The organism is Caulobacter sp. 10L414 (genome assembly GCF_056395525.1).
This window is the reverse complement of the sequence record NZ_JBFTJR010000007.1, coordinates 79,987-104,013: the sequence shown is the minus strand read 5'-3', so window position 1 is coordinate 104,013 and position 24,027 is coordinate 79,987. Positions and strand designations below refer to the sequence as shown.

The 24,027-nt window shown below is 68.7% G+C and carries 19 protein-coding genes; 7 read left to right on the top strand and 12 right to left on the bottom strand.

Going from position 1 to position 24,027, the window contains the following annotated elements; all coding sequences use genetic code 11:
* Nucleotides 1-17 precede the first annotated feature (17 nt).
* From AC1DCG_RS04375 to phnC, 8 genes are all read right to left on the bottom strand, one after another.
* Nucleotides 18-785, bottom strand: a complete 768-nt coding sequence (locus AC1DCG_RS04375; RefSeq protein WP_477041388.1) for a retropepsin-like aspartic protease family protein — start codon at nucleotides 783-785, stop codon at nucleotides 18-20.
* A gap of 21 nt (nucleotides 786-806) precedes the next feature.
* On the bottom strand, nucleotides 807-2,114 hold the full coding sequence (locus AC1DCG_RS04370) for a hemolysin family protein (RefSeq protein WP_165258906.1): 1,308 nt from the start codon (nucleotides 2,112-2,114) through the stop codon (nucleotides 807-809).
* A 168-nt stretch (nucleotides 2,115-2,282) separates the two neighbouring features.
* On the bottom strand, nucleotides 2,283-3,326 hold the full coding sequence (locus tag AC1DCG_RS04365; RefSeq protein WP_477030917.1) for a substrate-binding domain-containing protein: 1,044 nt from the start codon (nucleotides 3,324-3,326) through the stop codon (nucleotides 2,283-2,285).
* 69 nt (nucleotides 3,327-3,395) lie between these two features.
* Nucleotides 3,396-4,652, bottom strand: a complete 1,257-nt coding sequence (locus AC1DCG_RS04360; protein ID WP_165258904.1) for an OprO/OprP family phosphate-selective porin — start codon at nucleotides 4,650-4,652, stop codon at nucleotides 3,396-3,398.
* Nucleotides 4,653-4,992: 340 nt separating this feature from the next.
* Nucleotides 4,993-7,413, bottom strand: a complete 2,421-nt coding sequence (locus AC1DCG_RS04355) for a TonB-dependent receptor (RefSeq protein ID WP_477030918.1) — start codon at nucleotides 7,411-7,413, stop codon at nucleotides 4,993-4,995.
* 414 nt (nucleotides 7,414-7,827) lie between these two features.
* Nucleotides 7,828-8,646, bottom strand: a complete 819-nt coding sequence (phnE, locus tag AC1DCG_RS04350; protein WP_165258900.1) for a phosphonate ABC transporter, permease protein PhnE — start codon at nucleotides 8,644-8,646, stop codon at nucleotides 7,828-7,830.
* A gap of 2 nt (nucleotides 8,647-8,648) precedes the next feature.
* Complete coding sequence (gene phnD / locus AC1DCG_RS04345) at nucleotides 8,649-9,656, bottom strand: phosphate/phosphite/phosphonate ABC transporter substrate-binding protein (RefSeq protein WP_165258899.1); 1,008 nt, start codon at nucleotides 9,654-9,656, stop codon at nucleotides 8,649-8,651.
* Nucleotides 9,653-10,447 carry a phosphonate ABC transporter ATP-binding protein gene (phnC, locus tag AC1DCG_RS04340; protein WP_477030919.1) on the bottom strand — a complete coding sequence of 265 codons (795 nt, stop codon included), beginning with the start codon at nucleotides 10,445-10,447 and terminating at the stop codon, nucleotides 9,653-9,655. The genes phnD and phnC overlap by 4 nt, the downstream gene beginning before the upstream one ends.
* A 238-nt stretch (nucleotides 10,448-10,685) precedes the next feature.
* Between phnC and AC1DCG_RS04335 the strand changes: the two genes are divergently transcribed.
* The 6 genes from AC1DCG_RS04335 (at nucleotide 10,686) to AC1DCG_RS04310 (ending at nucleotide 16,524) form a co-directional block, all read left to right on the top strand.
* Nucleotides 10,686-11,945 carry a type III PLP-dependent enzyme gene (locus AC1DCG_RS04335; RefSeq protein WP_477030920.1) on the top strand — a complete coding sequence of 420 codons (1,260 nt, stop codon included), beginning with the start codon at nucleotides 10,686-10,688 and terminating at the stop codon, nucleotides 11,943-11,945.
* Nucleotides 11,946-12,108: 163 nt separating this feature from the next.
* Nucleotides 12,109-13,161: a 1,9-bis(guanidino)-5-aza-nonane synthase gene (locus AC1DCG_RS04330; protein WP_116489252.1), complete on the top strand. Its 1,053-nt coding sequence runs from the start codon at nucleotides 12,109-12,111 to the stop codon at nucleotides 13,159-13,161.
* 62 nt (nucleotides 13,162-13,223) lie between these two features.
* Nucleotides 13,224-13,994: an acid phosphatase gene (locus AC1DCG_RS04325; RefSeq protein ID WP_165258895.1), complete on the top strand. Its 771-nt coding sequence runs from the start codon at nucleotides 13,224-13,226 to the stop codon at nucleotides 13,992-13,994.
* A gap of 36 nt (nucleotides 13,995-14,030) precedes the next feature.
* Nucleotides 14,031-14,513, top strand: a complete 483-nt coding sequence (locus AC1DCG_RS04320; RefSeq protein WP_165258894.1) for a Fur family transcriptional regulator — start codon at nucleotides 14,031-14,033, stop codon at nucleotides 14,511-14,513.
* Nucleotides 14,514-14,583: 70 nt separating this feature from the next.
* Complete coding sequence (locus AC1DCG_RS04315; protein ID WP_477030921.1) at nucleotides 14,584-15,531, top strand: thioesterase family protein; 948 nt, start codon at nucleotides 14,584-14,586, stop codon at nucleotides 15,529-15,531.
* A 63-nt stretch (nucleotides 15,532-15,594) separates the two neighbouring features.
* Nucleotides 15,595-16,524 carry a bifunctional helix-turn-helix transcriptional regulator/GNAT family N-acetyltransferase gene (locus AC1DCG_RS04310; protein ID WP_477030922.1) on the top strand — a complete coding sequence of 310 codons (930 nt, stop codon included), beginning with the start codon at nucleotides 15,595-15,597 and terminating at the stop codon, nucleotides 16,522-16,524.
* 536 nt (nucleotides 16,525-17,060) lie between these two features.
* Here AC1DCG_RS04310 and hisG read toward each other — a convergent pair.
* The 4 genes from hisG to AC1DCG_RS04290 all read right to left on the bottom strand — a co-directional run bounded on the left by hisG (nucleotide 17,061) and on the right by AC1DCG_RS04290 (nucleotide 20,886).
* Complete coding sequence (hisG, locus tag AC1DCG_RS04305) at nucleotides 17,061-18,023, bottom strand: ATP phosphoribosyltransferase (protein WP_477030923.1); 963 nt, start codon at nucleotides 18,021-18,023, stop codon at nucleotides 17,061-17,063.
* Nucleotides 18,020-19,195: an ATP phosphoribosyltransferase regulatory subunit gene (locus AC1DCG_RS04300; RefSeq protein WP_477036863.1), complete on the bottom strand. Its 1,176-nt coding sequence runs from the start codon at nucleotides 19,193-19,195 to the stop codon at nucleotides 18,020-18,022. The genes hisG and AC1DCG_RS04300 overlap by 4 nt, the downstream gene beginning before the upstream one ends.
* Nucleotides 19,158-20,645, bottom strand: coding sequence for a histidine--tRNA ligase (gene hisS / locus AC1DCG_RS04295; protein WP_477036862.1), 1,488 nt, complete (start codon nucleotides 20,643-20,645; stop codon nucleotides 19,158-19,160). The genes AC1DCG_RS04300 and hisS overlap by 38 nt, the downstream gene beginning before the upstream one ends.
* Before the next feature lie 91 nt (nucleotides 20,646-20,736).
* Nucleotides 20,737-20,886, bottom strand: coding sequence for a hypothetical protein (locus AC1DCG_RS04290; protein ID WP_165258885.1), 150 nt, complete (start codon nucleotides 20,884-20,886; stop codon nucleotides 20,737-20,739).
* A gap of 59 nt (nucleotides 20,887-20,945) precedes the next feature.
* On the opposite strand from AC1DCG_RS04290, the gene AC1DCG_RS04285 reads away from it, so the two are divergent.
* On the top strand, nucleotides 20,946-23,987 hold the full coding sequence (locus AC1DCG_RS04285) for a DUF4982 domain-containing protein (RefSeq protein WP_477030925.1): 3,042 nt from the start codon (nucleotides 20,946-20,948) through the stop codon (nucleotides 23,985-23,987).
* Nucleotides 23,988-24,027: the final 40 nt, after the last annotated feature.

Here is a 24,027-nt window from a genome sequence, read left to right as displayed (position 1 = left end):
GAGAGGGTCCAGAGTCCCTACTCCTTCCACCGCAGGATCAGCTGCCCGCCGCGGACCTCGTAGGAGTCCAGGGTGTTGAGGAAGCTCATGCCCAGCAGCGAGGCGCTCATCRGGGCCTGGTTGACGTCCATGGGGAAGCGGTCGCGGCGGATCGGGCCGATCTCCAGCCGGTCGGCGGTCCAGGACGCGCCGTAGCCCAGGCCGTTGGCGGTTTCGCTGGTCTGGTCGTAGCGCAGTCCGGCCATGTCGATCCCCACCCGCTGGGCGTCGGCGGGGCTGAGCACGGTGTTGGTGGCGCCGGTGTCGACCAGGAACAGCACCCGCTGGCCGTTGACCAGGCCGACCACGACGAAGGCGCCGCTGGCGTCCTGGGCCACGCGCAGCTCGCGCTCGCCCGTGGCCACGGCCGAACCGGGCGCCAGGGCCAGGCGCAGGCGCTGGGGCGCCTGGGCCAGCTCGGCGCGATAGAGATAGCCCGTGGCCAGCACGACGACGATCGCCGCCCACAGCGCCGCATAGCCCAGGCCATGCAGCGCCTGGCGGCGGGTGGCCCTCATCAGGCCGGTGGACAGCGCCAGCGCCAGGACGACGCCCCACACCAGGTAGAAGCGGTCGTCGCCCCGGCTGACCGACCAGGGCGAAGCGCGCAGCAGGACCAGCAGCAGGGCCAGCCCCGCTCCGACCACGACCAGCCAGACCAGCCAGCGACGCCACGAGGCGCGCGCGGGCGGCGGCGATTGCGGTTCGGGCGGCGGCTCGCCGCCCCAGGGCCCCGGATGGCTCAACGCCCTACCCTCGCGACGCCGTCAGTCGTCGTCGCCCTCGCGGCCCTTGCCGGCCTTGAGGATGACCTTGTCGATGCGCGAGCCGTCCATGTCGACGATCTCCACGTCGAAGGCGCCCAGGTGCAGGATCTCGCCCTCGGCCGGGATGCGGCCCAGGCGGTCGAGGATCAGGCCGGCCACCGTGTGATAGCCGCCCTCGGCCTCGAAGTTCTCGCCCAGGGCGTCGTTGAGCTCCTGGATGTCGAGGCGGGCGTCGACCAGCCAGCTGCCGTCCTCGCGGCGCAGGATCCGGCGCTCGCCCTCGTCGTGATCCTCGGGGAAGTCGCCGGCGATCATCTCCAGGAGGTCGATCGGGGTGATGACGCCCTGCACCGAGCCGAACTCGTCGACCACCAGGGCCACGTGCAGCGAGGTCTGCTTGAAGACGGCCATGGCGCGCAGCAGCGACATGGTCTCGGGGATGGCGATCGGCTGCTGGATGTGGGCGCGCAGGTCCAGCGGCTCGCCGCCGAGGCAGGCGTCCAGCAGGTCCTTCTTCAGCACCACGCCGATCTCGCCGTCGAGGTCGCCTTCCAGGGCCACGACGATGCGCGAATAGGGGCACTCGCGCACCTCGGCCAGGACGGCCTCGGGCTCGTCGGACAGCGAGATCCAGTAGAGGTCGCGGCGCGGGGTCATGGCCACGCGCACCGGCCGGTCGCCCAGGCGCAGCACTTCCTGGATCATCGAGCGCTCTTCCGGCTCGATCAGGCCGGCGTCGGCGCCTTCGGCCAGCACGGTCTCGACCTCTTCGGAGGTGATGCCGCTGTTGCGCTCGTCGCGCACGCCCATCAGCTTGAGGATGGCGGCGGTCGACACCGTCAGCAGGGTCACGAACGGGCGCAGCACGGTGGCCACCAGGGCCAGGAACGGGGCCATGGCGCGGGCGATGGTGTCGGGGAAGATCAGGGCCAGGCGCTTGGGCACCAGCTCGCCCAGGATCACCGAGACGTAGGTCAGGCCCACGACGACGATGGTGGTGGCGATGATCTCCGAATGCGGGCCGATCACCGGCTGCGGCTCCAGCCACTTGTCCAGCGCGCCGGCGATGGTGGCCTGGCCGTAGGCGCCGGCCAGGATGCCGATCAGGGTGATGCCCACCTGAACGGCCGAGAGGAAGCGGGTCGGGTGCTCGGCCAGGGACAGGGCGATTTTGGCCCCGCGGTCCCCTCTGTCGGCCTGGCTCTGTAGTCTGGCCCGGCGCGCGGAGACCACCGCGAGTTCGGACATGGCGAAGACCCCGTTCAGCAGAACGAGGAACAGAACGACGGCGAGCGCGAGGAGTATCATTGTCCCTAGGGGCAAGTGACGCGGCGCCGGACGGCGGCCACGGCCCAGACTTTCATGACGCGGCGCGGGCGGACCGGTGGACACTATACAAAAGAAAACGCCGCGGCCCATAGACCGCGGCGCAATCTTCGGTCGCGCGGCGAAAACCGCCGCGCGAAGAGGCCGATTTCACGAGGCCGGACGGGCCATCGCGGTCTTCTTGGCCACCACGTCCTTCTGGGCCTGGTGCTGGCCGGGGGGCAGCGGGATCAGGCCGCGGCCCTGCAGATAGCCGCCGCGGCCGGTGGCGGCGTCGGAGGTGAACTCCTTGAGGAAGTCCTCCAGGCCCGGCGTGACGCCGATGTTGGACTTCTTGACGTAGATGAACAGCGAGCGCGACAGCGGATAGGAGCCGTCGGCGATGGTCTGGGCCGAGGGGCGCACGCCGTTGATCGAGGCGCCCTTGATCTTGTCCATGTTCTCTTCGAGGTAGGACCAGCCGAAGACGCCCAGCGCGCCGGGGGTCTTGGTCAGGGTGCCGACCAGGGCGTTGTCGTTCTCGCCGGCGTCGATCCAGCCGTCGCCCCGCAGCGGGTCGACCTTGGCCTTGAACAGCTTCTCGTTGTCCGAGCGGATGGCGTCGATCGACGGGAACTTGCGGGCGCCGGCCTCGATGGCCAGCTCGACGAAGGCGTCGCGGGTGCCCGAGGTCGGGGGCGGGCCGTAGACCAGGATCTTGTTGCCCGGCAGGCCGCCGCCGACGTCGTCCCAGCTGTTGGTGGTGTTCTTCACCCACTGGCCGCCCTTGTAGACGTTGGCCGCCAGACCCAGGAACAGCTGCTCGGTCTTGAAGTTGTAGTCGGCGCCGTCCTTGTCGGTGGCGACCACGATGCCGTCGAAGCCGATCTTGATCTGGATGATGTCCTTGACGCCCTTGGCGGCGCAGGCGTCGAACTCGCTCTTCTTCATCGGCCGCGAGGCGTTGGCGATGTCTGGGAAGCCCTCCCCCGCGCCGCCGCAGAACAGCTTGATGCCGCCGCCGGTGCCCAGGCTCTCGACCTTGGGGGCCTTCTTGCCGGACTTCTTGGCGAAGTTCTCGGCGGTGCGGGTGGCGAACGGGAACACGGTCGAGGAGCCGGCGGCCCAGACATAGTCGCGGGCGGCGTGGGCGGGAACGGCGGCCAGGCCCGACAGGGCGACGGCGGCGGCCGCGCAGGACAGGAGCTTCTTCATCTTGGATTTCCTGACAGGGAAAGGATGGAGCCGGGCGTGCGCGTCTGGCTCGCCCGGCGAGACGCGGTCCTAGAAGTCCAGCTGCGCGCGCAGCTGGAACTGCTTGATGCTGTAGTCCTGGTTGGCGCCGAAGTTGTCGACGTCGCCGTCGGTGTAGTTGGCCTGGAAGCGCACGTACGAGGTCGGATAGTAGTTCAGGCCGAAGGTGACGCCCTTGTACTCGCCGGCCTGCGAGGTGGCGGGCTTGGTCTTCAGGGTCTCGTAAGCCTCGGTGGTGTCGGCGATGTCGTAGCGCAGAGCCAGTTCGACGCCGCCCCAGCCGCCGGCGGTGACCGGGTTGAGGATCTTGGGGCGCTTGAACTCGCCGGCCATGGCGTCGTAGTTGCGCATCTCGCCGGTCGGCCAGAAGGTCACGTAGGCGTAGCCGACCTTGATCTTCGGATCGCCGCCGACGGCCGCGCCGCCCAGGCGGGTGACGTCGATCGAGGCGTATTCGCCCTGCACCGAGAACGGCCCGTGCACATAGGCGCCCTCGAAGGCCAGGGTGTTGTCGCGATTGCCGATGCCGCCCGAGGTGTAGAAGGTGGCGTTGCTGTAGGCGGTGTTGGTCCGGCCGCTGTAGACGAAGGCCCCTTCGTCGCCGCGATTGCGGTAGCGGTAGGACAGCGCCAGGTGCAGCTTGTCGAGGTCGCCGTTGACCGGCGCCCAGTGGGCGCGGGTGGTCAGGGTCAGGCGTTCCTTGGAGTCGGCGTTGGCGTTGGCCAGGTCGACGGTGTTGATCGGCGCGCCCTGCACCGCGCCCGTCAGGCTGTAGTTCAGGCCCTGGTACTTGGCCACCACGCCCAGCAGGTAGGAATCGACGCCGAAGTCGCCGTAGGGACCGCGGTCCATGAAGGTGATGAAGCGGGTCGAGGTCAGGTTCTCGAGGCCGGCGGCCTTGATGTTGCCGAACAGCAGCGAGACCGGCTCGCTGGGCTTGTACTCGATGACGACGTCGTCCCAGGCCCAGGCGCCGCCGTTCACGGCGCCGCCCTCGGCCTTGTAGGCGAAGTAGTTGTTCAGCTTGCCCTCGACGCCGAGGAAGACCTGGCGGCCGCGCACGTTGCGGGTGTCGAAGTCGCCGCCCGGACCATCGCGCTCGACGTCCTGGAACACGGCGTCCAGCAGGATCCGACCACGGACCTTGAAGGCCACGTCGTCATTGGAAAATTGCGGAGATCCGCTCCACTTGACGCCCAGGTCCTGGGCCTGGGCGGCGGCGGCGAGGCCCAGGGCGAGCGAAAAGCCCAGCGCCGAGCGGGAAAGCAAAGAGGCACTGACACTCATTACGAGACACCCCCCTCTAGGTTTTGCGCCTGTTTTCCCGAGCCCATCGCAGGCGGGATAACGACGTTCTGGGGCTTTAACGGGGGCTCGTGACGGTTCGGACACCGATTTAAGACAAGTCGGCGACAACTGATTTTGGTTCGATGAACTGTGATATCGCCGACACGAACAGGGCGCCGGCGGCCCGGTGAAACCTCCGGTCACAGACGAACAGGTCTCTCCTGGAGGCGCTGGCCGGGCGCCGGAAAAGCAGAAGGGCGGCCCGTCGCCGGGCCGCCCTCGCCTTGTCTCGAAACCTTGAGTTCCGCCCCCGGAAGACCCGGGGGCGGACCATCCAGTCCTAGTACTTCACGCGCAGTTCCAGCCCGTAGGTGCGGGGCGGGTTGAAGTTGGCGTAGTCGCCGATCGTGCCGCGGTTGGCGGCCGAGATGCGGTAGATGTGCTCTTCGTTGAGCAGGTTGCGCGACCACAGCGACAGGCTGGCCGAGGCGGCGCCGTCAGCCATGCTGATGTCGGCCAGGGTCAGGTTGCCGTTGACGATGAAGCTGCTGTCGGTCTTCACCGCCACGTATTCGGTCCGCGAAGCGGTCGCCGAGGTGTCGGCGAACTCGGTCTGGAACGAGTACTGGGCGTCGGCGTAGTTGGCGTCCAGGTGGGCGCGGAAGGTCATCGAACCGACCGGCTTCTTGTAGTCGATATAGGCCGAGGCGGCGTTCGGCGGCGTGTAGACCACGTTGACCGGGAACGGCGTGCCCTGCGGAACCACCGAGTTGCCGGTAAAGGGGAACGGCGCGTCCGGCACCTTCACGTCGGTGTAGGCGTACGAGAAGCCGACCAGGATGTCGTCGGTCAGCTTGGCCGTGATGTCGGCCTCGAAACCGCGGATCTTCGAGGTGCCCGGCGCATTGCGGGTTTCCTCGGTGTGCGCGCCCTGGGTCGGGCTGCCGGGGGTGGTGTCGACGTTGTCGAAGTCGATCTGGGTGTCCTTGCGGTCCATGGCGTAGGCGGCCAGGTTCACGCGCAGACGGTTGTCCAGCAGGTCCATCTTGGCGCCGACTTCATAGGACTTCACCGTTTCCGGATCGAAGGCCTGGAAGTTCGACGAACGGGCGTTGGCGCCGCCGGCGCGGTAGCCGGTCGAGAACTTGGCGTAGAGGTTGATGTTCTCGGCGGCGTCGTAGGCGACGTTGATCATCGGGTCGAAGCGACCCTTGTCGTAGTCGAACTTGAAGTTCGTGGCCTTGCCGTTGACGATGTAGAGCGTGCCGTCGCGGGTGTCCTTGGTGTAGCGGCCGCCGAGCGTCAGGTGCAGGGCGTCCATCGACGGCGGGGTGTAGGTGCCCTGGCCGTAGACCGCGTAGCTCTCGGCGTCGGCTTCCGAAGCGCGCGTGATGAAGCGCGTGCCGCGCTGCCAGCCGGCGGTGCCCGCCGCGGCCTTCGAGGTGCCGTAGGCCGAGCGGATCGTGTAGGCGGTGCCGTCGGCGTTCCACTGGTTGGTGAACGGCGTGGCGGCCGATTCCTTCACGTGTTCCTTGAAGTAGTAGAGACCGCCGACATAGGTGAAGTTGTCACCGAAGTCGCCGACCAGCTGGAACTCCTGGCTGAACTGGCGCTGATAAAGGTCCGACAGGCTGTAGCGGCCGAAGTTGGCGTTCGGCGCGAAGACGTTGCGCGACTCGATGCCCGAGTTGTCCCACTGGTTGGTGGCGACGGCGCGGGCGGCGGTGATCGAGCGCAGTTCGAGGTTCGGCGCGAAGCGGTACTTCAGGTTGGCCATCAGGCCGCCCGTCTCGTCGACGCTGGGCTGCTGGATCGTGCCGATGTCCGAGACCGACTGGCGGTCGGTGTGGACCTTCACCAGCGGCGACAGCGGGTTGATCGTGCCGGCCGGAGCGCTGGCGGCGGCCAGCATCTCGGCCTGGGTGCGGACGCGCTTGCCGTAGGGGTTGTAGCTGACCAGCTGGCTGAAGAACGGCGTGTTCTCGTCCTTGGCGTAGTCGAAGGCGACCAGGGCGCTGAACTTGTCGTTCGGACGGTACAGACCGCTGATGCGGCCGCCCTTGCGGTCGTATTGGTTCCAGCCGGCCTGGCCTTCCAGCGGGTTCTTGGTGGTCGGGTCCTGGTGCTGGAGCAGCGCGTCGACCTTCACCGACAGGTTGGCGAACTCCTGGAAGTCCTGGTGCAGTTCACCGGTGTAGGAGCCGTAGTTGCCGAAGCCGGCGACGACGCGGCCGCCGAACTCGCCCGTCGGGGCCTTGGTGACGATGCTGAGGGCGCCGCCCTCGGTGTTGCGGCCGAACAGCGTGCCTTGCGGGCCGCGCAGCACCTCGATGCGCTCCAGGTCGAGCAGGGCGGCGTTCAGGCCCTGCTGGCGGCCCAGATAGACGCCGTCGATATAGACGCCGACGCCCTGGTCGCGGGCGGTCTGGTTGGCGTCGAACGGCACGATGCCGCGGATGCCGATGGTCAGGGCCGACTGGCGGGCCTCGAAGGTGGCGACGCGCAGCGACGGGATGGCGCCGTCCTGCAGGCTGATCAGGCTTTCGGCGTGGCGGTCGGCCATGGCCGTGGCGCTCAGCACCGAGATGGCGATCGGCGTGTTCTGGAGATTGGTTTCGCGCTTGGTGGCGGTGACGACGACGTTGTCCAGCGCGGTGGCGTCATCGGCGGGCGCGGCGGGCGCGACATCGGCGGCGTACGCAACTTGCGCCGTGGCGAGCATGAGGACGGCGATGGCCGCGCCTTCGAAATACTTACGCATGAATGTGTACCCCTTCTTGGTGGGGCGGGGGATAAAACGCCAGCGATGACGCTTCGGCGACACCAATATGTATGTTTCAAGACGTGATAAATTTGCGCCACAGCCGATACAGGCCACCGCACTCATGCATAAATTGTAGATAACAACGTTCGCTTTTTGGCAGGCGATATTAGATTTGAAACCGCCGGTTCGCCCTAGAGACCTTCACCCGCAGCCCCTGGTGGATTCTCCGACTTAAAAGCTCCGGATAGCGCGGCGATATACTTGAGAGCGCGGATGATCATGCTCGCGAGATCTTCGCCGCGAGACGGGCGCGAGCGCTCCGCCCCCGCCAAAGCCGCCGGACGGCGCGCGGGCTTGGCGGGTGACACAAAACCGTCGCTGGAAATTCAAAGGCGAAGCTGGGCGCGACGCCTACAGCAGGCGCGAACGGATCGCCTGCGAGAGTAGGTCGATCATCGACACCGCCACCACGATGACCAGGACGATGCAGCCGGTCTGGTCGAACTGGAAGGCGTTGATGGAGTCGATGAGGATCTGGCCGATGCCGCCGGCCCCGATCAGGCCCAGCACGGTGGCCGAACGAGCGCTGCTTTCGAAGCGATAGAGGGCGTAGCTGGTCCACAGCGGGGCCACCTGCGGGATCACCCCCCAGACGATCTCCTGCAGCTTGACCGCGCCGGTGGCGCGCACGCCCTCGACCGGCCCCTTGTCGATCGACTCCACGGCCTCGGCGAACAGCTTGGCCAGCACGCCGCCGGTGTTGAACATGATCGCCATGACGCCGGCGAACGGACCCAGGCCCACGGCGGTGATGAAGATCAGCGCCACCACCAGGTCGGGGATCGAGCGGATCAGGTCGAGCAGGCGGCGCACCGGCTGCTGGATCCACCAGGGCGTGATGTTGCGCGCGCCGAGAATGCCCAGCGGCACGGCGACGAGCACGGCCAGCGCCGTGCCCCACAGCGCCATCTGGATCGTCTCCCACATCTTGGCGACGAACAGCGACCAGTCCATCGCCAGGAAGGCGTCCAGGTCGGTGAAGGCCGAGAAGAAGCCGCGCGCGAACTCGCGCATGCGCTCCGAACCGGCGAACAGCTCGGGGAACTTGTCGATCTCGGCCGGCTTGAAGCTGATGATCAGCAGCAGCGCCACGCCGCCCCACAACAGGACGTCGAAGGCGAGCGCCGAGGTCGAGCGCTTCGGCGGGGCCGGGATCGGAGCGTCGCTCATCGTCAGTTGGCGGGCAGGCCGGCCTTGGCCTCGGCGGCCAGGCGTTCGGCGCGGATGCCGTCCAGCTTCTTCTGGGCGTCGGCGATCTTGGCCGCGTCGCCGCCTTCCTTGGCCAGGCCGAAGTTCTCCAGCGCCTCCATCTCGCGCACGGTCAGCAGATGGGAATCGTCGGCCGGCTTGAAGCCGCCGATCGACAGGCGCTTGAGGTTCTCACGCTGCTTGGCGGCCTCGGGCGTGTCGCCCTGGGCATAGGTCAGGAAGAACTGACGCAGCTTTTCCTTCACGACCGGGTCGAGGTCCTTGCGCCAGATGATCGGGTCTTCCGGCAGGGTCGGCGACTCCCAGATCACCTTGACCTTCTCGGACTGACCGTCCTTGCGCTCGGCGTTCAGGCGCAGGCTGGTGGAATTGTTGGTGGCCGCGTCCAGCTTGCCGTTGGCCACGGCGAACAGGTTGCTCTGGTGGTTGCCGGTCAGCACCTGCTTGAAGCAGGTCTCGGGCTTCTTGCCGGCCGGGATGAACACATAGGTCATCGGCGCCAAGGTGCCCGAGGTCGACTTCTTGTCGCCGATGCCGAAGTTCAGCGACTTGTCGCACTTCAGAAGCTGCTCGAGGGTCAGCTTGCTGTCCTTGGGGACGATGATCACCGACTTGTAGCCGTCGACGCCCGAGGGATCGAAGGTGCGGGCGAAGACCTCGCCGTTCGAGCGGCGCACGGCTTCGAGGCCCGACTGGTTGGAGAACCAGCCCAGGTCGGTCTGCTTGGCGCCCATGGCCACGATCAGCGAGGAATAGTTGGTCGAGAAGAACGGCTTCACCTTGAGGCCGGTCTGCTTTTCCATGTCCTCCAGGATGGGCTTCCAGTAGCTCTCCATGTTCTGGGCGGACTCGGTCGACAGGATCGAGAAGCTGACCGTGTCCTTGGCCGCGGGCGCCTCGGACGGGCCCGAGCAGGCGGCGAGGGCCAGGCCGGACAGCATCAGGCCGGCGATCAGGCTGCGGCGGATCATTGCGGGGCTCCTTCCCAGAACACGTCCTCGAATTCCGGGCCGTAGATTTCGATGAGCTTGTCACGGTCCAGCGCGTCGGCCGGGCCGTCATAGACCTTCTGTCCCGCCTTCAGGGCCACGACCCGGTCGCAGTAGCGCAGGGCGTAGTCCACCTGGTGCAGGGTGACGATGACGGTCAGGCCGTCGCTGGCGTTCAGGTCGCGCAGGATCTCCATGACCTTACGCGCCGACACGGGGTCGAGCGAGGCGACCGGTTCGTCGGCGAGAATGATCTTGGCCCGCTGGACGAGGGCGCGGGCGATGGCGCCGCGCTGCTGCTGGCCGCCCGAAAGGGTGTTGGCGCGCTGGCCCGCATAGTCGGAGATGCCCACGCGGTGCAGGGCCGCCATGGCCGCCTCGCGGGTCTCCTTCGGCCAGGCGCCGAACAGGCCGCGGACCAGCGGGATGCGGCCCAGCGATCCCAGCGCCACGTTGCTGAACAGCGACAGGCGGCCGACGAGATTGAACTGCTGGGCGATGAAGCCGATGCGGATGCGCGCCTTGCGCACCTGGTCCGAAACGCGCCCCTTGGCCTGGACGGGGCCGCCGAAGGCGCTGATCGCCCCCTCGCCCTCATCAATCGTCTGCAGGCCGTCGATCGAGCGCAGCAGGGTCGACTTGCCCGAGCCCGAAGGACCGATGAGCGCAATCATCTCGCCCCGCGCCACGTCGAGCGAAACGGCGTTGAGGGCCTTCCGCGACCCGAAGGTCTTGGATACGGCGCGGATCGAGAGAACAGGGTCCGACGTCATGGTCGGGACGAATCCTTAACGTGGTTTCCGGCGCGGGCAAATCCGTTCCCTGCTTTGCTGCGTGCACGCAACGGATTTGTGACGCCCGGTGGATCAATTCGTCTCGGCGGTCTCGTTMAAAAGGGACTTTACATCCCCGGAAATCGCCCCTATTTCGCACGGCTCCGGCGGACCCGAAGTCCTCTAAAGCGCTGCTAACGCCGGCCTGGGTTTAACTTCCAACAGGGGGTTACGTGCATTGTCCACGTACCACACGCCCCTGGACCTGGTCCGTGAGCGGTCACCGGAACGTCCTGTCGCACTCGTGCGACCGGACGCGGTGTCGGTAGCGGCGCGCTGGTTCCAGTCTGAATTCAAAGGCGACGTTTTCTACGCGGTGAAGGCCAATCCTTCCCCGTGGGTGATCCGCGAGCTGGCCAGCGCCGGCGTGCGGTCGTTCGACGTCGCGTCCGTGGCCGAGATCGAGCTCGTGGCCGAGCACGCTCCCGGCTCGCGCATGGCCTTCATGCACCCGGTCAAGAGCCGGCGCGCCATCTCGGCCGCCTATTTCGACCACGGCGTGCGCACCTTCTCGTTCGACACGCACGAGGAGCTGGCCAAGATCATCGACAGCACCGGCCAGGCCAAGGACCTGAACCTGATCGTCCGCATGGGCGTGCAGGCCGAAGGCGCGGCCTACTCGCTGTCGGGCAAGTTCGGCGTCGATCTGCACAACGCCCCGGCCCTGCTGCTGGCGGCCCGCCGCTCGACGCAGGACCTGATGGGCGTGAGCTTCCACGTCGGCAGCCAGTGCATGCGCCCCACCGCCTACCAGGCGGCGATGGCCCAGGCCTCGCGGGCGCTGGTTCGCGCCGGCGTGCTGGCCGACGTCGTCGACGTGGGCGGCGGCTTCCCGTCGATCTATCCGGGCATGGTCCCGCCGGATCTGTCGGAATACCTGGCCGCCATCGACCGCGGCTTCGCCGAGATGATGGTCCACGAGACCACCGAGCTGTGGTGCGAGCCGGGCCGCGCCCTGTGCGCCGAGGCCTCGTCGCTGCTGGTCAAGGTCGAGCTGAAGAAGGGCGACGCGCTCTATCTGAACGACGGGTCGTACGGCTCGCTGTTCGACGCCGCGCACATGAAGTGGCCCTTCCCGGTGAAGCTGTACCGCAAGAACGGCGAAGTGGTGGAAGAGGGCCTCAAGCCCTTCCGCTTCTACGGCCCGACCTGCGACAGCGTCGACCACATGCCCGGCCCCTTCTGGCTGCCGGAAAGCGTGGACGAAGGCGACTACATCGAGATCGGCATGCTGGGCGCCTATGGCGTTGCGATGTCGACCCGCTTCAACGGCTTTGGCGAAACCGACACCGTCGAGGTGCAGGACGCGCCGATGGCCTCGATGTACGGCCTGGCCAAGCGCTCGATCCCGATGGTCCGCACCGAGGCCGAGGAACGCAAGGTCGTGCGCTTCTCGCGTCCGAAGGGCGCGGCCGGCAAGCGCAAGCGCCGTCGCTAAACCGACGTGGTTCGTCAGTAGACAGTTTTTGAGTTAAACCGCGCGCCGCCTCCGACGTTACAGACGTCGGGGGTTGCCGCATTTGCTGCTTTCGTCGGTCGCTCCGTCCCGGCGAAGGCTCTTGTTTCAACGACGGGCGTCCAAAGTCAGGGAAACCGAAGCGATGAACGCTCCCGTTCCGAACAACCAAAAGGCCGAGCTGCTCCAGAACGTCGTCGAGCACGTCGACATCACGAGCTACGACGCCCGTCCGATCATCGACTCCATGCGCAAGATGTCGTTCAGCTCGCGCGACACCGCCCGCGCCGCCGACATCTTCAACATGGCCCTGGCCGACAAGGGCTGCTCGACCTGGCTGATCCTGGCCGGTTCGACCTCGGCCGGCGGCTGCATGCACGTGTACCGCGACATGGTGAAGAACGGCATGATCGACGCCGTCGTCGCCACCGGCGCCAGCATCGTCGACATGGACTTCTTCGAAGCCCTCGGCTTCAAGCACTACCAGGCCGCCGGCCCGGTCGACGACAACGTCCTGCGCGACAACTACATCGACCGCATCTACGACACCTACATCGACGAAGAAGAACTGCAGGCCTGCGACCACACGATCCTCGAGATCTGCAACCGCCTGGAGCCGCGCGGCTATTCCTCGCGCGAGTTCATCTGGGAGATGGGCAAGTGGCTGTCGGAAGGCAACGCCAAGAAGGAAGGCAGCCTGATCCAGACCGCCTACGAAGAAGGCGTGCCGATCTTCTGCCCGGCCTTCGTCGACAGCTCGGCCGGCTTCGGCCTGGTCAAGCACCAGAAGGAAAAGATCGCCGAGAAGGCGCCCTACCTGATGATCGACGCCGTGGCCGACTTCCGTGAACTGACGGACGTCAAGATCGCGGCCGGCACCACCGGTCTGTTCATGGTCGGCGGCGGCGTGCCCAAGAACTTCGCCCAGGACACCGTCGTCTGCGCCGAGATCCTCGGCGTCGAAGCCGACATGCACAAGTACGCCATCCAGATCACGGTGGCCGACGTGCGCGACGGCGCCTGCTCGTCCTCGACCCTCAAGGAAGCCGCCTCGTGGGGCAAGGTCTCGACCACCTACGAACAGATGGTCTTCGCCGAAGCCACCACCGTGGTGCCGCTGATCGCCAGCGACGCCTACCACCGCGAAGCCTGGAAGGGCCGCGAGAAGCCGCGTTGGAACAAGCTGTTCGGCAAGTAAGCTTGATCGGCCAAGGCTGAGATTGCAGGGTCCCGGAAAGCCGTTTCCGGGACCCTTTTTCTATGCGCCTGCCCACCGTCGCCGTCGCCGCGCTCGCCCTGGCCAGCTGCGCCGCCCTGCCCGGCGACGACGACGACCGCTATCTGCACCCGCGCGCCTTCGACGCCCGCGACCACCTGCCCCCGCCGCCGAAGGAGGGCACGCCGGCCGAGCGCCGCGACCGCGAGATCTTCCGCGCCACCCGCCCGCTGAAGGACGGCCCCCGCTGGTCGCTGGCCCAGGCCGACGCCGACAAGAGCCGCATCCTCGACGGCTACGCCTGCGCGCTCGGAGCCAGCATCACGCCGCAGACCAACCCGAAGCTGGCGGCGATGATGGAGCGCATGCGCGGCGACGTGCGCGCCGCCGTGGCCGGCCCCAAGTGGAAGCACCTGCGCCCCCGCCCCTACCTGTTCGAGGACGCCCCGATCTGCCTGCCCAAGACCGTGGGCCTGGCCGTGTCGCCCGACTATCCGTCGGGCCACTCGACCTGGGGCTGGAGCGTCGGCCTGCTGCTGGCCGAGGCCGCCCCCGACCGCGCCCCGGCGATCCTGGCCAGGGCCCAGGGGTTCGGCGAGAGCCGGGTGGTCTGCGGGGTGCACAACATGAGCTCGGTCGAGGCCGGCCGCCGCAACGCCCGCAACCTGCACAAGGCGCTGAAGACCTCGCGCGCCTTCAAGGCCGACCTGGCGGCCGTGCGCGCCGAGATGACCGCCGTGCGCCGGACCGCGGCGGCGCCGGACAAGCTGCGGTGCGACGCCGAGAGCGCCCTGGTGGCCCGGCCGCTGCTGTAGCTTGCGCGGGGCCCTCCCGACCTCTACCTGTGGCCCATGGCCCACATTGCGTGCGATCACGACCATCACCACCACGGCGTCGCCGGGGACGCGCTCGCCGCCGAACTGGCGGCGGCCGAGGCCCGCTGCTCGGCCGCCGACCAGCGCCTGACCGCCCCGCGTCGCCGGGTGCTGGAACTGCTGCTGGAAGCCGGCCAGCCGGTGAAGGCCTACGACCTGATCTCGACCTTCGCCGTCGACGGCCCGCCGGCCAAGCCGCCGACCGTCTATCGCGCGCTGGAATTCCTCGAGAAGCAGGGCTTCGCCCACCGCATCGAAAGCCTCAACGCCTATGTCGCCTGCCGGCGCGAGGCCGACGGCCACGCCGCCGCGTTCCTGATCTGCGACTGCTGCGGCGCGACCCGCGAGTTCGAGCCCGAAGCCACCGCCGACATCATCGCCGCGGGCCAGGCGGCCGGCTACGCCCTGACCGGCGTGACCATCGAGGCCCACGGCCGCTGCGCCGACTGCAAGGAATAAGCGCCGGCGCCCCGCGATTGCGGCGGCGCGGAAAAGCCGTCTAGGCTGACCTCGAAACGAGGAAGCCCACATGACCCCCATACCGGAACTGCCCGGCGTCGAGATCTGGCGCGGCGGGGTCAACACCTGGGACTGCGACGAGATGGGGCACATGAACGTGCGCTTCTACGTCGTCCGGGCGATGGAGGGGCTGGTCGGGCTGGCCGCCGAGATGGGCCTGCCCCACGCCTTCACCCCGCACGCCAACGCCACCCTGGTGGTCCGCGAACACCACATCCGGTTCCTGAAGGAAGCCCACGCCGGCGCGCCGCTGCACATGCTGGGCGGGGTGATCGAGATCGGCGAGACCGAGGCCAGGCTGCTGCAGCTGCTGGTCCATTCGGCCACCGGCGAACTGGCGGCGACCTTCCAGACCACCGTGGCCCACGTGACCCCGCGCGAGGGCGAGGCCTTCCCCTGGCCGACGATCGTCCGTGAACGCGCCGAGACGCTGAAGGTCGAGGTTCCCGAGCGCGCCCAGGCCCGCAGCGTCGACCTTTCGCCCGCCATACCCCAGGCCTCGCTCGCCCGGGCAGACGATCTTGGCCTGACCCGCATCAGCCTGGGCGCGCTGTCGACCGGCGAGTGCGACGCCTTCGGACGGATGCGGGCCGAACAGTTCATCGGCCGGGTGTCCGACGGCATCGGCGCCTTCATCGCCCCCTTGCGCGACATCGTCGCCGAGACGGCCGAGCCGCCGCCCGGTCGGGTGGGCGGGGCCGTGCTGGAGTACCGCATCGTCTATCTGGCCTGGCCGCGACTGGGCGATCGGCTGGAAGTGCGCTCGGGCCTGATCGGCAGCGAAGGCCGGGTCATGCGCTGCGCCCACTGGCTGCTGAACCCCGACACCGGCCAACCCTTCGGAACCTCGACCGTCAGCGCCATCACCTTCGACCTCGACGCCCGCAAGGCCGTGGCCATCAGCCCGGCGGCGACCGCGAAGCTGGCGGAACGGTCGGTCGAGGGTCTGGGGCTGTAGCTGCCCGTGTTATTGACTCAGTCAACATGAAAGAATATTGACTCCGTCAACATCGGAGTCGCCATGACCAGCCAGCACGACCAGGACGTCGCCGCCCTGCGGGCCTTCAACCGCACCTACACCCGCCGGCTGGGCCTGCTGGACGCCAACTATGACGGCAGCCCCTTCACGCTGAGCGAGGCCCGCGTGCTGTACGAGCTGGCCGCGCGCACCGATCCGGTGGCGGCCGAGATCGTCCGGGCTCTGGGCCTGGATCCCGCCCAGGTCAGCCGCACCCTCAAGCGCTTCGCCGAACGCGGCCTGGTCACCACGCGCGAGAACCCCGCCCACGGCCGCCACCAGCTGCTGTCGCTGACCGACGAGGGCCGCTCGGCCTTCGCGACCCTGGAGGCCAACACCAAGGCCAGCGTCGGCGGCCTGATCGACGGGCTGCATCCGCTGCGCCGCGCCCGCCTGCTGGCGGCGGCGCGCGACATCACCGCGGTGTTCGAGGACGACGCCCCGCCGGTGGCGAGGCTGCGCGGGCTGGAGCCCGGCGACCTGGGCATGGTCGTCGCCCGCCAGGGGCTGCTCTATGCCGGTGAATACGGTTGGGGCCGCGACCACGAGGCCCTGATCGCCGAGATCGTCGCCAGGTTCCACCAGAGCTTCGATCCGGCCAAGGACGACGCCTGGATCGCCCAGGCCGACGGCGCGATGGTCGGCTCGATCTTCCTCGTGCGCGGCGAGACGCCCGGCGCCGCCAAGCTGCGGCTGCTCTATGTGGAGCCTGACGCCCGCGGCATGGGCGTGGGCCGGATGCTGGTAGAGGCCTGCGTCGCCCGCGCCCGGACGCTCGGCTACCAGCGGCTGGACCTGTGGACCGTCACGACCCTGAGCGCGGCCCGCAGGCTCTATCAGCAGGCCGGCTTCCAGGTGATCGAGGAGACGCCCTGCCGGCGGTTCGGCCAGGACCTGGTCGACCAGATCTGGTCGTTGAACCTGACGGCGTAGTCGCCCCAACGCGCGTCATCCCGACCGGAGCGCAGCGAAGAGCCGGGACCCAGGGGCGTCGGCCACGGCTTGGAAGGATGGTTCAAGCGTCGCGCCCAGTCCCCTGGGTCCTGCGTCTACGGTCCGCTACGCGGCCCTCCTCCCGGGATGACGAATGAGACGCAAGCACGCGCGAACCAACAACGGTCGCGCTCAAACGCGCGTTCGTCATTTTTGACTCTTTTGTCGAAAATGAAAACCAGGGCCCAGATACACCAAGACCCGCTGCGGGGGATAAACGCAGCGGGTCTGGCTATTTCTCGATCATTCGATCTAGGCGGGCGTTTCCTCCCCGAAACGCCGAAGAGAGGGGGTTCTCTGTGGACCCGTTTCTCTCTTGCCCAGTCAGAAAACGGCAAAACCGAGATCGTGTCAACGGCAACGATCTAGATTCCATAAGGGGTTCGACGTTTTTTTGACATCAAACCCGTAGTTTGGACGCCTAAGTCAAACTAATCACCGTTTGGTTCGGTAATTTTTGACATACTTGTCAAATATCAGCCCTTCAGACGCCCCTTGAGAGCCTCCAGCACCGCCGAGCGGGATTCGAACACGTAGTCGGGACGCGAGACCGTGACCGGCTCGACTCCCGCTTGCGCCAGGGCCGCGGCGGCGGCGAACAGGTCGCTGGTCGCCAGCAGGGCGCCGTTGGCCCGGCGCGAGCCGCCGGCCTCGACGAACGGCGCGACCGCGGCCTGGCCGGCGGCGTCCTGTTCGGCCGGCCAGACCAGGGTGGCGAGCGTCCGCGCCCGGCCCTTGGCCTCGACCACCGACAGCAGGCGGGCCAGGCAATCCAGCTGCCCCTCCGTCCACGGCGTGACCAGCGACGCGGTCAGCTGGGCCTGGCTCTTCAGGATGACGCCGTCGGACAGCACCTTCAGGCCGTTGGCGGCCAGGGTGGCGCCGGTGGTGGTGATGTCGACCACCAGCTCGGCTGCGCCCGCGGCCGGCGCGCCCTCGGTGGCGCCGCTGCTCTCGACGATGCGATAGTCGGCGACGCCATGACGGGCGAAGAAGGCCCGCGTCTGGGTGACGTACTTGGTGGCCACACGCAGGCGACGGCCGGTCTTGGCCAGGTGCAGGTGCCCGACCTCGTCGATGTCGGCCATGGTGTCGACGTCGAGCCAGCTCTTGGGCGCGGTCACCACCAGGTCGGCGCGGCCAAAGCCCAGGGCGCGCAGCAGCATCACCCGGCTGTCCATGTCGTCGCCGCGCTCGCGCAGCAGGTCCTCGCCGGTGACCCCTAGGTGCAGGTCGCCGCTGTCGAGACCGGCGGCGATGTCGCCCGCCGACAGCAGCCGCACCGACACGCCGGGCAGGCCCGAAAGCTCGGCCGAATAGCCGCGCGCGCCGCCGGTCATCTCGACGCGGAAGCCGCATTCGGCCAGCCAGGCCTCGACCTGTTCCTTCAGGCGGCCCTTGGAGGGGATAGCGAAGATCATGGGGGTCTGCGCGGTCATTCGCCGCCTCCGGCATAGGCGCGGGCCGGGCGCACCATGCAGCCCACGGCCCCGGTCTTGGTCTCGCTGCCCAGGCGGGCGGGCAAACCGTCGTAGCGGCCGCCGGCGGCGACCGGGCGTTCCTCGCCGAGGGCGGCGCTGCGCACCTCGAAGAGATAGCCGTCGTAATAGCCGAAGGCGCGCCCGAAGGCGGCGTTCAGGCGGATGCGCTCGATCGGCACGCCGCGCGCGACCATGCCGGCCAAGCGCTTGCGCCAGCCCTCGATGGCGGCGTCAAGCGGGGCGCGATTGGGACCGGCCAGGGCGGCGATGGCGTCAAGCGCGGCGTCCGGCGCGTCGCCGACGGCCAGGAAGGCGCGAACCTTGTCGGCCTGCTGCGCCGACAGGCGGCCGGCCTTCACCACCTCGGCCTTCTCGACCAGGCGATGGGCGATCTCGGCCGGACGACGACCGCCGACCGGCTCGATGCCGGCCAGGGACCACAGCTCCTGCAGCACCGCGGCGGCCTCGGCTTCGGGCAGGCCGGCCAGCAGGGCGGCGATGCGGCTGCGCTCGCTGGAGACCAACGGAGCGGCCTCGCCCTCGAGCTCGGCCTTCAGCTGACGCGGACGCGAGAAGGTGCGCTTCAGCCGCGCGCCCAATGGCGGGGTCAAATCAAGGCTGTCGACGAAGGCGGCGAACAAACCAACGTCGCCGAGCAGCAGGGTCAGGTCGTCGCGACCGCCGGCCGCGGCGCCGGCCCAGGCTAGGGCGGCGATCTCGGCGTCGGCGGCCACCGGATCGGCGGCCTCGAAGGCCTCGACGCCGATCTGCAGGAATTCCTCGGCCCGGTCGCTGCCGCGCGGGGCCACGCGGAAGGCCTTGCCTTCATAGAGATAGCGACCGGCCGCCGCGCCCGAGGACAGGTGCTGGCGGGCCACGGCGACGGTGAAGTCGGGACGCAGGCAGGCCTCGTCGCCGCCGTCGCCGGAGACGACGAACAGCCGCGAGCGCATGGCCTCGCCGGCCAGGTCCAGCAGCAGGCCCAGCGGCTGCAGCACCGGGGCGTCGGTCGGGACGGCCCCCGCGAGAAGGAACGGAGCGCGGATGGCGTCGAGCGCCTCCGCCGGGATGGAACGCTCTAGCCTCAACGGATCAGCCCCCGATGATCTTCTTGACGGCGGCGACCAGATCGCCGCGCGGGATGGTCTGCTGGCCGGGACGCTCGGCCTTCCAGGCGGCGTTGTCGGCGACGCCCGAGGCCAGCTCGCGGCCCAGGTCCAGGTCCTTGATCGTCACCGTGCCGGCGGCGATCTCGTCGCCGCCCAGCATGATGGCGGCCGGCGACAGGCGGCGGTCGGCGTACTTCATCTGCGGGCGCATGCCCGAGGTTCCCAGATAGACCTCGGCCGGGATGCCCGCCGCGCGCAGCTGGCCGGCGACGGCGAAGTACTCGCCCATGTGGGCCTGGTCGAAATTGATGATCACGACAGGACCGCGCGCGGCCGAAGCCGGCTCGCGGCCGGCCGCCCGCAGGGCCGCCGCCAGGCGCGAGACGCCGAACGAGAAGCCCGTGGCCGGCACCGGCTGGCCGGTGAAGCGGGCCACCAGGTCGTCATAGCGACCACCGCCGCCGATCGAGCCGAAGGTGACCTTGTTACCCTTCTCGTCGGTGGTGCTGAGCAGGAGTTCGGCCTCGAACACCGCGCCGGTGTAGTATTCCAGGCCGCGCACGATCGACGGATCGATGATCGCCTGGTCGTCGGCGACGCCCAGGCTGGTCAGGGCCGCGTCGATCTTGGCCAGCTCTTCCAGGCCCTCGTCGCCCTCGGCCGAACCGGCCACGACCTTGGCGATGTTGTTGAGGGTGGCCGAACGACCGCCCACACCCGCCTGGACGAAGTCGAGCACCGAGTCGATGGCCTTGCCGGCCAGGCCCGCGCCCTTGGTGAAGTCGCCGCTGTCGTCCAGGCGGCCCTCACCCAGCAGCAGCCGCACGCCGTCGACGCCCAGGCGGTCGAGCTTGTCGACCGCGCGCAGCACGGCCAGCTTCTGGCCTTCGCTGGCGGCGCCGGCCTGGGTGAGCAGGCCGTTGAGGAGCTTGCGGTTGTTGATCTTCAGCACCGCCGCGCCGCGCGGCAGGCCGGCGGCCTCCAGGCCCTCGACGGCCATGGCGATGATCTCGGCGTCGGCTTCCGGGCGGGCCGAGCCGACGGTGTCGGCGTCGCACTGGATGAACTGGCGGAAGCGGCCCGGGCCGGGCTTCTCGTTGCGCCACACCGGACCGAAGGCGTAGCGGCGGAAGGGCTTGGGCAGGGTTTCCCAGTTCTGGGCGGCGAACCGGGCCAACGGCGCGGTCAGGTCGTAGCGCAGCGCCATCCACTGGTCGTCGTCGTCCTGCAGGGCGAAGACGCCTTCGTTCGGGCGATCGCTGTCGGGCAGGAACTTGCCCAGCGCGTCGGCATATTCGAAGGCCCCGGTGTCGAGCGCCTCGAAGCCGTAGCGCTCGTAGACGGCCGAGACGGCCTCGAGGATCGACTTTTCGGCGCGCAGGTCGCGGGCGCGCTTGTCGGCGAAGCCGCGCGGGGCGCGGGCCTCGGGGCGGAAGTCCTGGTTCTTGGTGTCGTCGGAAGCGTCGGTCATCGTCGGTCCTTAGAGATCTCTAGGCTTCGACGGATGGCGCTTGCACTTAAGCCCCATCCGCTAGGCGGGGCTCTGGCTGGGTCGCTCGGCTTTAGAGCGTGCGGACCCGGCCGATCCCGCGAGGCGAGGTCGGATGGTGGTGGTGGCCGTGGTGGTGCGGCGTGCGGGTCATCGCGGCGGCGTATAGCGCAGGCGCGGCGGTGACGCCACCCACAACGCGCATCGACTTGACAGCACGCATCGGTCAAGCCACATCTCCACCCAACGATAAATTGGCCTGACCAATATAGGGAGAGGTCCATGCGACGCCCGCTGACCCGTTCGCTGACGCTTTTGGGGGCCGCCAGCCTGCTGGCCCTGGCCGCCGGCCCGTCCCTGGCGGGCGAGACGCCGTTCAACGACGGCTGGCGCATGGCCACGGGCGACCTTGCGGGCGCATCGGACGCGGCGTTCGACGACGCGGCCTGGAAGCCGGTCACCCTGCCCCGCGCCTTCAACGAGGACGAGGCGTTCTCGCGTGACATCCACGAGCACTCGACCGGGATCACCTGGTACCGCAAGCGCTTCGTGCTGCCGGCCGACCAGGGCCCGGCGGTGGGCGGCCGCGCCATCCTCGACTTCGAGGGCGTGCGCCAGGCCGGCGAGGTCTTCGTCAACGGCGTGCGGGCCGGCGGCCACGAGAACGGCGCCACCGCCTTCGGGGTGGACGCGACGAAGCTGCTGAAGCCGGCCCCGTTCGTGAACGTCATCGCCGTGCGGGTCGACAACGACTGGAAGTACAAGGAGCGCGCCACCGGCAGCGGCTTCCAGTGGAACAACAACAACTTCAATGTGAACTACGGCGGCATCCACCGCGCGGTGCGGCTGCGCCTGACCGGCGACCTGCACCAGACCCTGCCGCTGTACACGAGCCTGGGCACCACCGGCGTCTATGTCTGGGCCGACCAGTTCGACATCAAGGGCCGGGCGGCCACCATCCACGCCGAAAGCCAGGTGCGCAACGACGCCGCCCGCCCCCGCACCTTCGCCTATCGGGTGACGCTCAAGGACGTCGACGGCAAGCCGGCCGGTCAGTTCACCGCCCCGGCGGTGACCATCGCGCCGGGCGAGACGAAAACGGTCTCCGCCAGCCAGCGCCTTTCGGACCTGCATTTCTGGAGCTGGGGCTACGGCTATCTCTACGCGGTGACCACCGAGCTGGTGGAGGACGGCAAGGTCGTCGACAGCGCCCTGACCCGCACCGGCTTCCGCAAGACCGAGTTCAAGAACGGAACCGTCTTCCTCAACGACCGGGCCATCCAGGTGCACGGCTACGCCCAACGCACCAGCAACGAGTGGCCGGCCCTGGGAACCAACATCCCGCCGTGGATCAGCGACTTCTCCAACGGCCTGATGGTGGAAAGCGGCGGCAACTTGGTGCGCTGGATGCACATCGCCCCGGCCCGCCAGGACGTGGAAAGCGCCGACCGCGTCGGCCTGATGCAGGCCATGCCGGCCGGCGACGCCGAAAGCGATGTTTCCGGGCGCCGCTGGGACCAGCGGGTCGAGGCCATGGCCGACGCCATCGTCGCCTTCCGCAACAACCCGTCGATCATCTTCTACGAGGGCGGCAACGAGAACATCAGCGAGGACCACATGGCCCAGCTGAAGGCCGTGCGCGACCGGCTGGACCCGCACGGCGGCCGCGCCATCGGCTCGCGCGAGATGCTCGACAGCAAGGTCGCCGAGTACGGCGGCGAGATGCTCTACATCAACAAGAGCGCCGGCAAGCCGATGTGGGCCATGGAGTATTCGCGCGACGAGTCCGCGCGGAAGTTCCAGGACGCCTTCACCCCGCCGTTCCACGCCGACAGCCCCGACTACAACCGCAACCAGGACAGCATGGTCGCCGAGACCGTGCGCCGCTGGTTCGACTACTGGCGCGAGCGCCCCGGCGGCGGCGATCGGGTCAGCGCCGGCGGGGTCAACATCATCTTCTCCGACAGCAACACCCACTTCCGCGGCGACAACAACTATCGCCGCAGCGGCGAGGTGGACGCCATGCGCATCAGGAAGGAGGGCTTCTTCGCCCACCAGGTGATGTGGGACGGCTGGGTCGACGTCGAGAAGCCGCGCGCCCACATCGTCGGCCACTGGAACTATGCGCCGGGCGTGGTGAAGGACGTGCAGGTGGTCTCCAGCGCCGACAGCGTCGAGCTGGTGCTGAACGGCAGGTCGCTGGGCAAGGGCGAGAAGTCGGACGGCTTCCTCTTCACCTTCAAGGGCGTGGCCTACGCCCCCGGGACGCTGGTCGCCATCGCCCGCGACGCCAAGGGCAAGGAAACGGCCCGCGACGAGCGGGTCACCACCGGTCCGGCGGTCGCCCTGCGCCTGACCCCGCGCACCGGTCCGGGCGGCTGGAAGGCCGACGCGGCCGACATCGCGCTCGTGGACGTCGAAGCCGTCGACGCGCAGGGCCGGCGCGTGCCGACGGCGCTGGACATGGTCAGCTTCGACGTGGCCGGGCCGGCCGAATGGCGCGGCGGCATCGCCCAGGGCGACTCCAGGAGCAGCGCCAAGCCGACCGACACGCCGGTCTCGGCCTCGGGCGAGCCGGTGACCAAGGGCCCGGCCGGCGTCGATGCGGTGACCCAGTACGCCGGCTCCAACCGCAAGGACGACAACTACATCCTGGCCAAGGCCCTGCCGGTGGAGGGCGGGATCAATCGCGTGGCCCTGCGCTCGACCCTGGCGGCCGGCCAGGTGGTCGTCACCGCCAAGGCCGAGGGCCTGAAGCCCGCCACGCTGACCCTCGACGCCGTGGCCGCTTCCGGCGAGGCGCCGCTCCTGCCCGTTAGCCTGGCGCGCGGCCCCACGCCCTCGACCCCGGCCTTCAAGGTCCGTCGCGATACGCTGAAGGCCGTGGAGATCACCGCGGGCTCGAACGCCGACAAGGCCGGCGCCACCGTCGACGACGACGAGGCCACCCACTGGGCCAGCGACGGCAAGCTGGAGAACGCCTGGATCGAGTACCGCCTGGCCAAGGCCCAGACGGTCGACGAGGTCACGCTGAAGCTGATCGGCTGGCGCCTGCGCTCCTATCCGCTGCGCATCACCCTTGACGGCAAGGTCGTCTACGAGGGCGAGGCGCCCAAGAGCCTGGGCTACGTGACCCTGCCGCTGAAGGCCGCCAAGGGCTCGCGCCTGCGCATCGCCCTGACCGGCGCCACCGCCGACCGCGACGGCTTCGGCAAGATCGTCGAGATCACCGGCGCCAAGGCCGGCTTCGACACCGGGGCCGAGAAGGTCAAGGCCGGCGGCGCGCTGGGGATCATCGAGGCGGAGATCTATCGCAAGCGGTGATGGGAGCGGCCGCCTGTCGGAATCCACCGAGCCTCCCCGC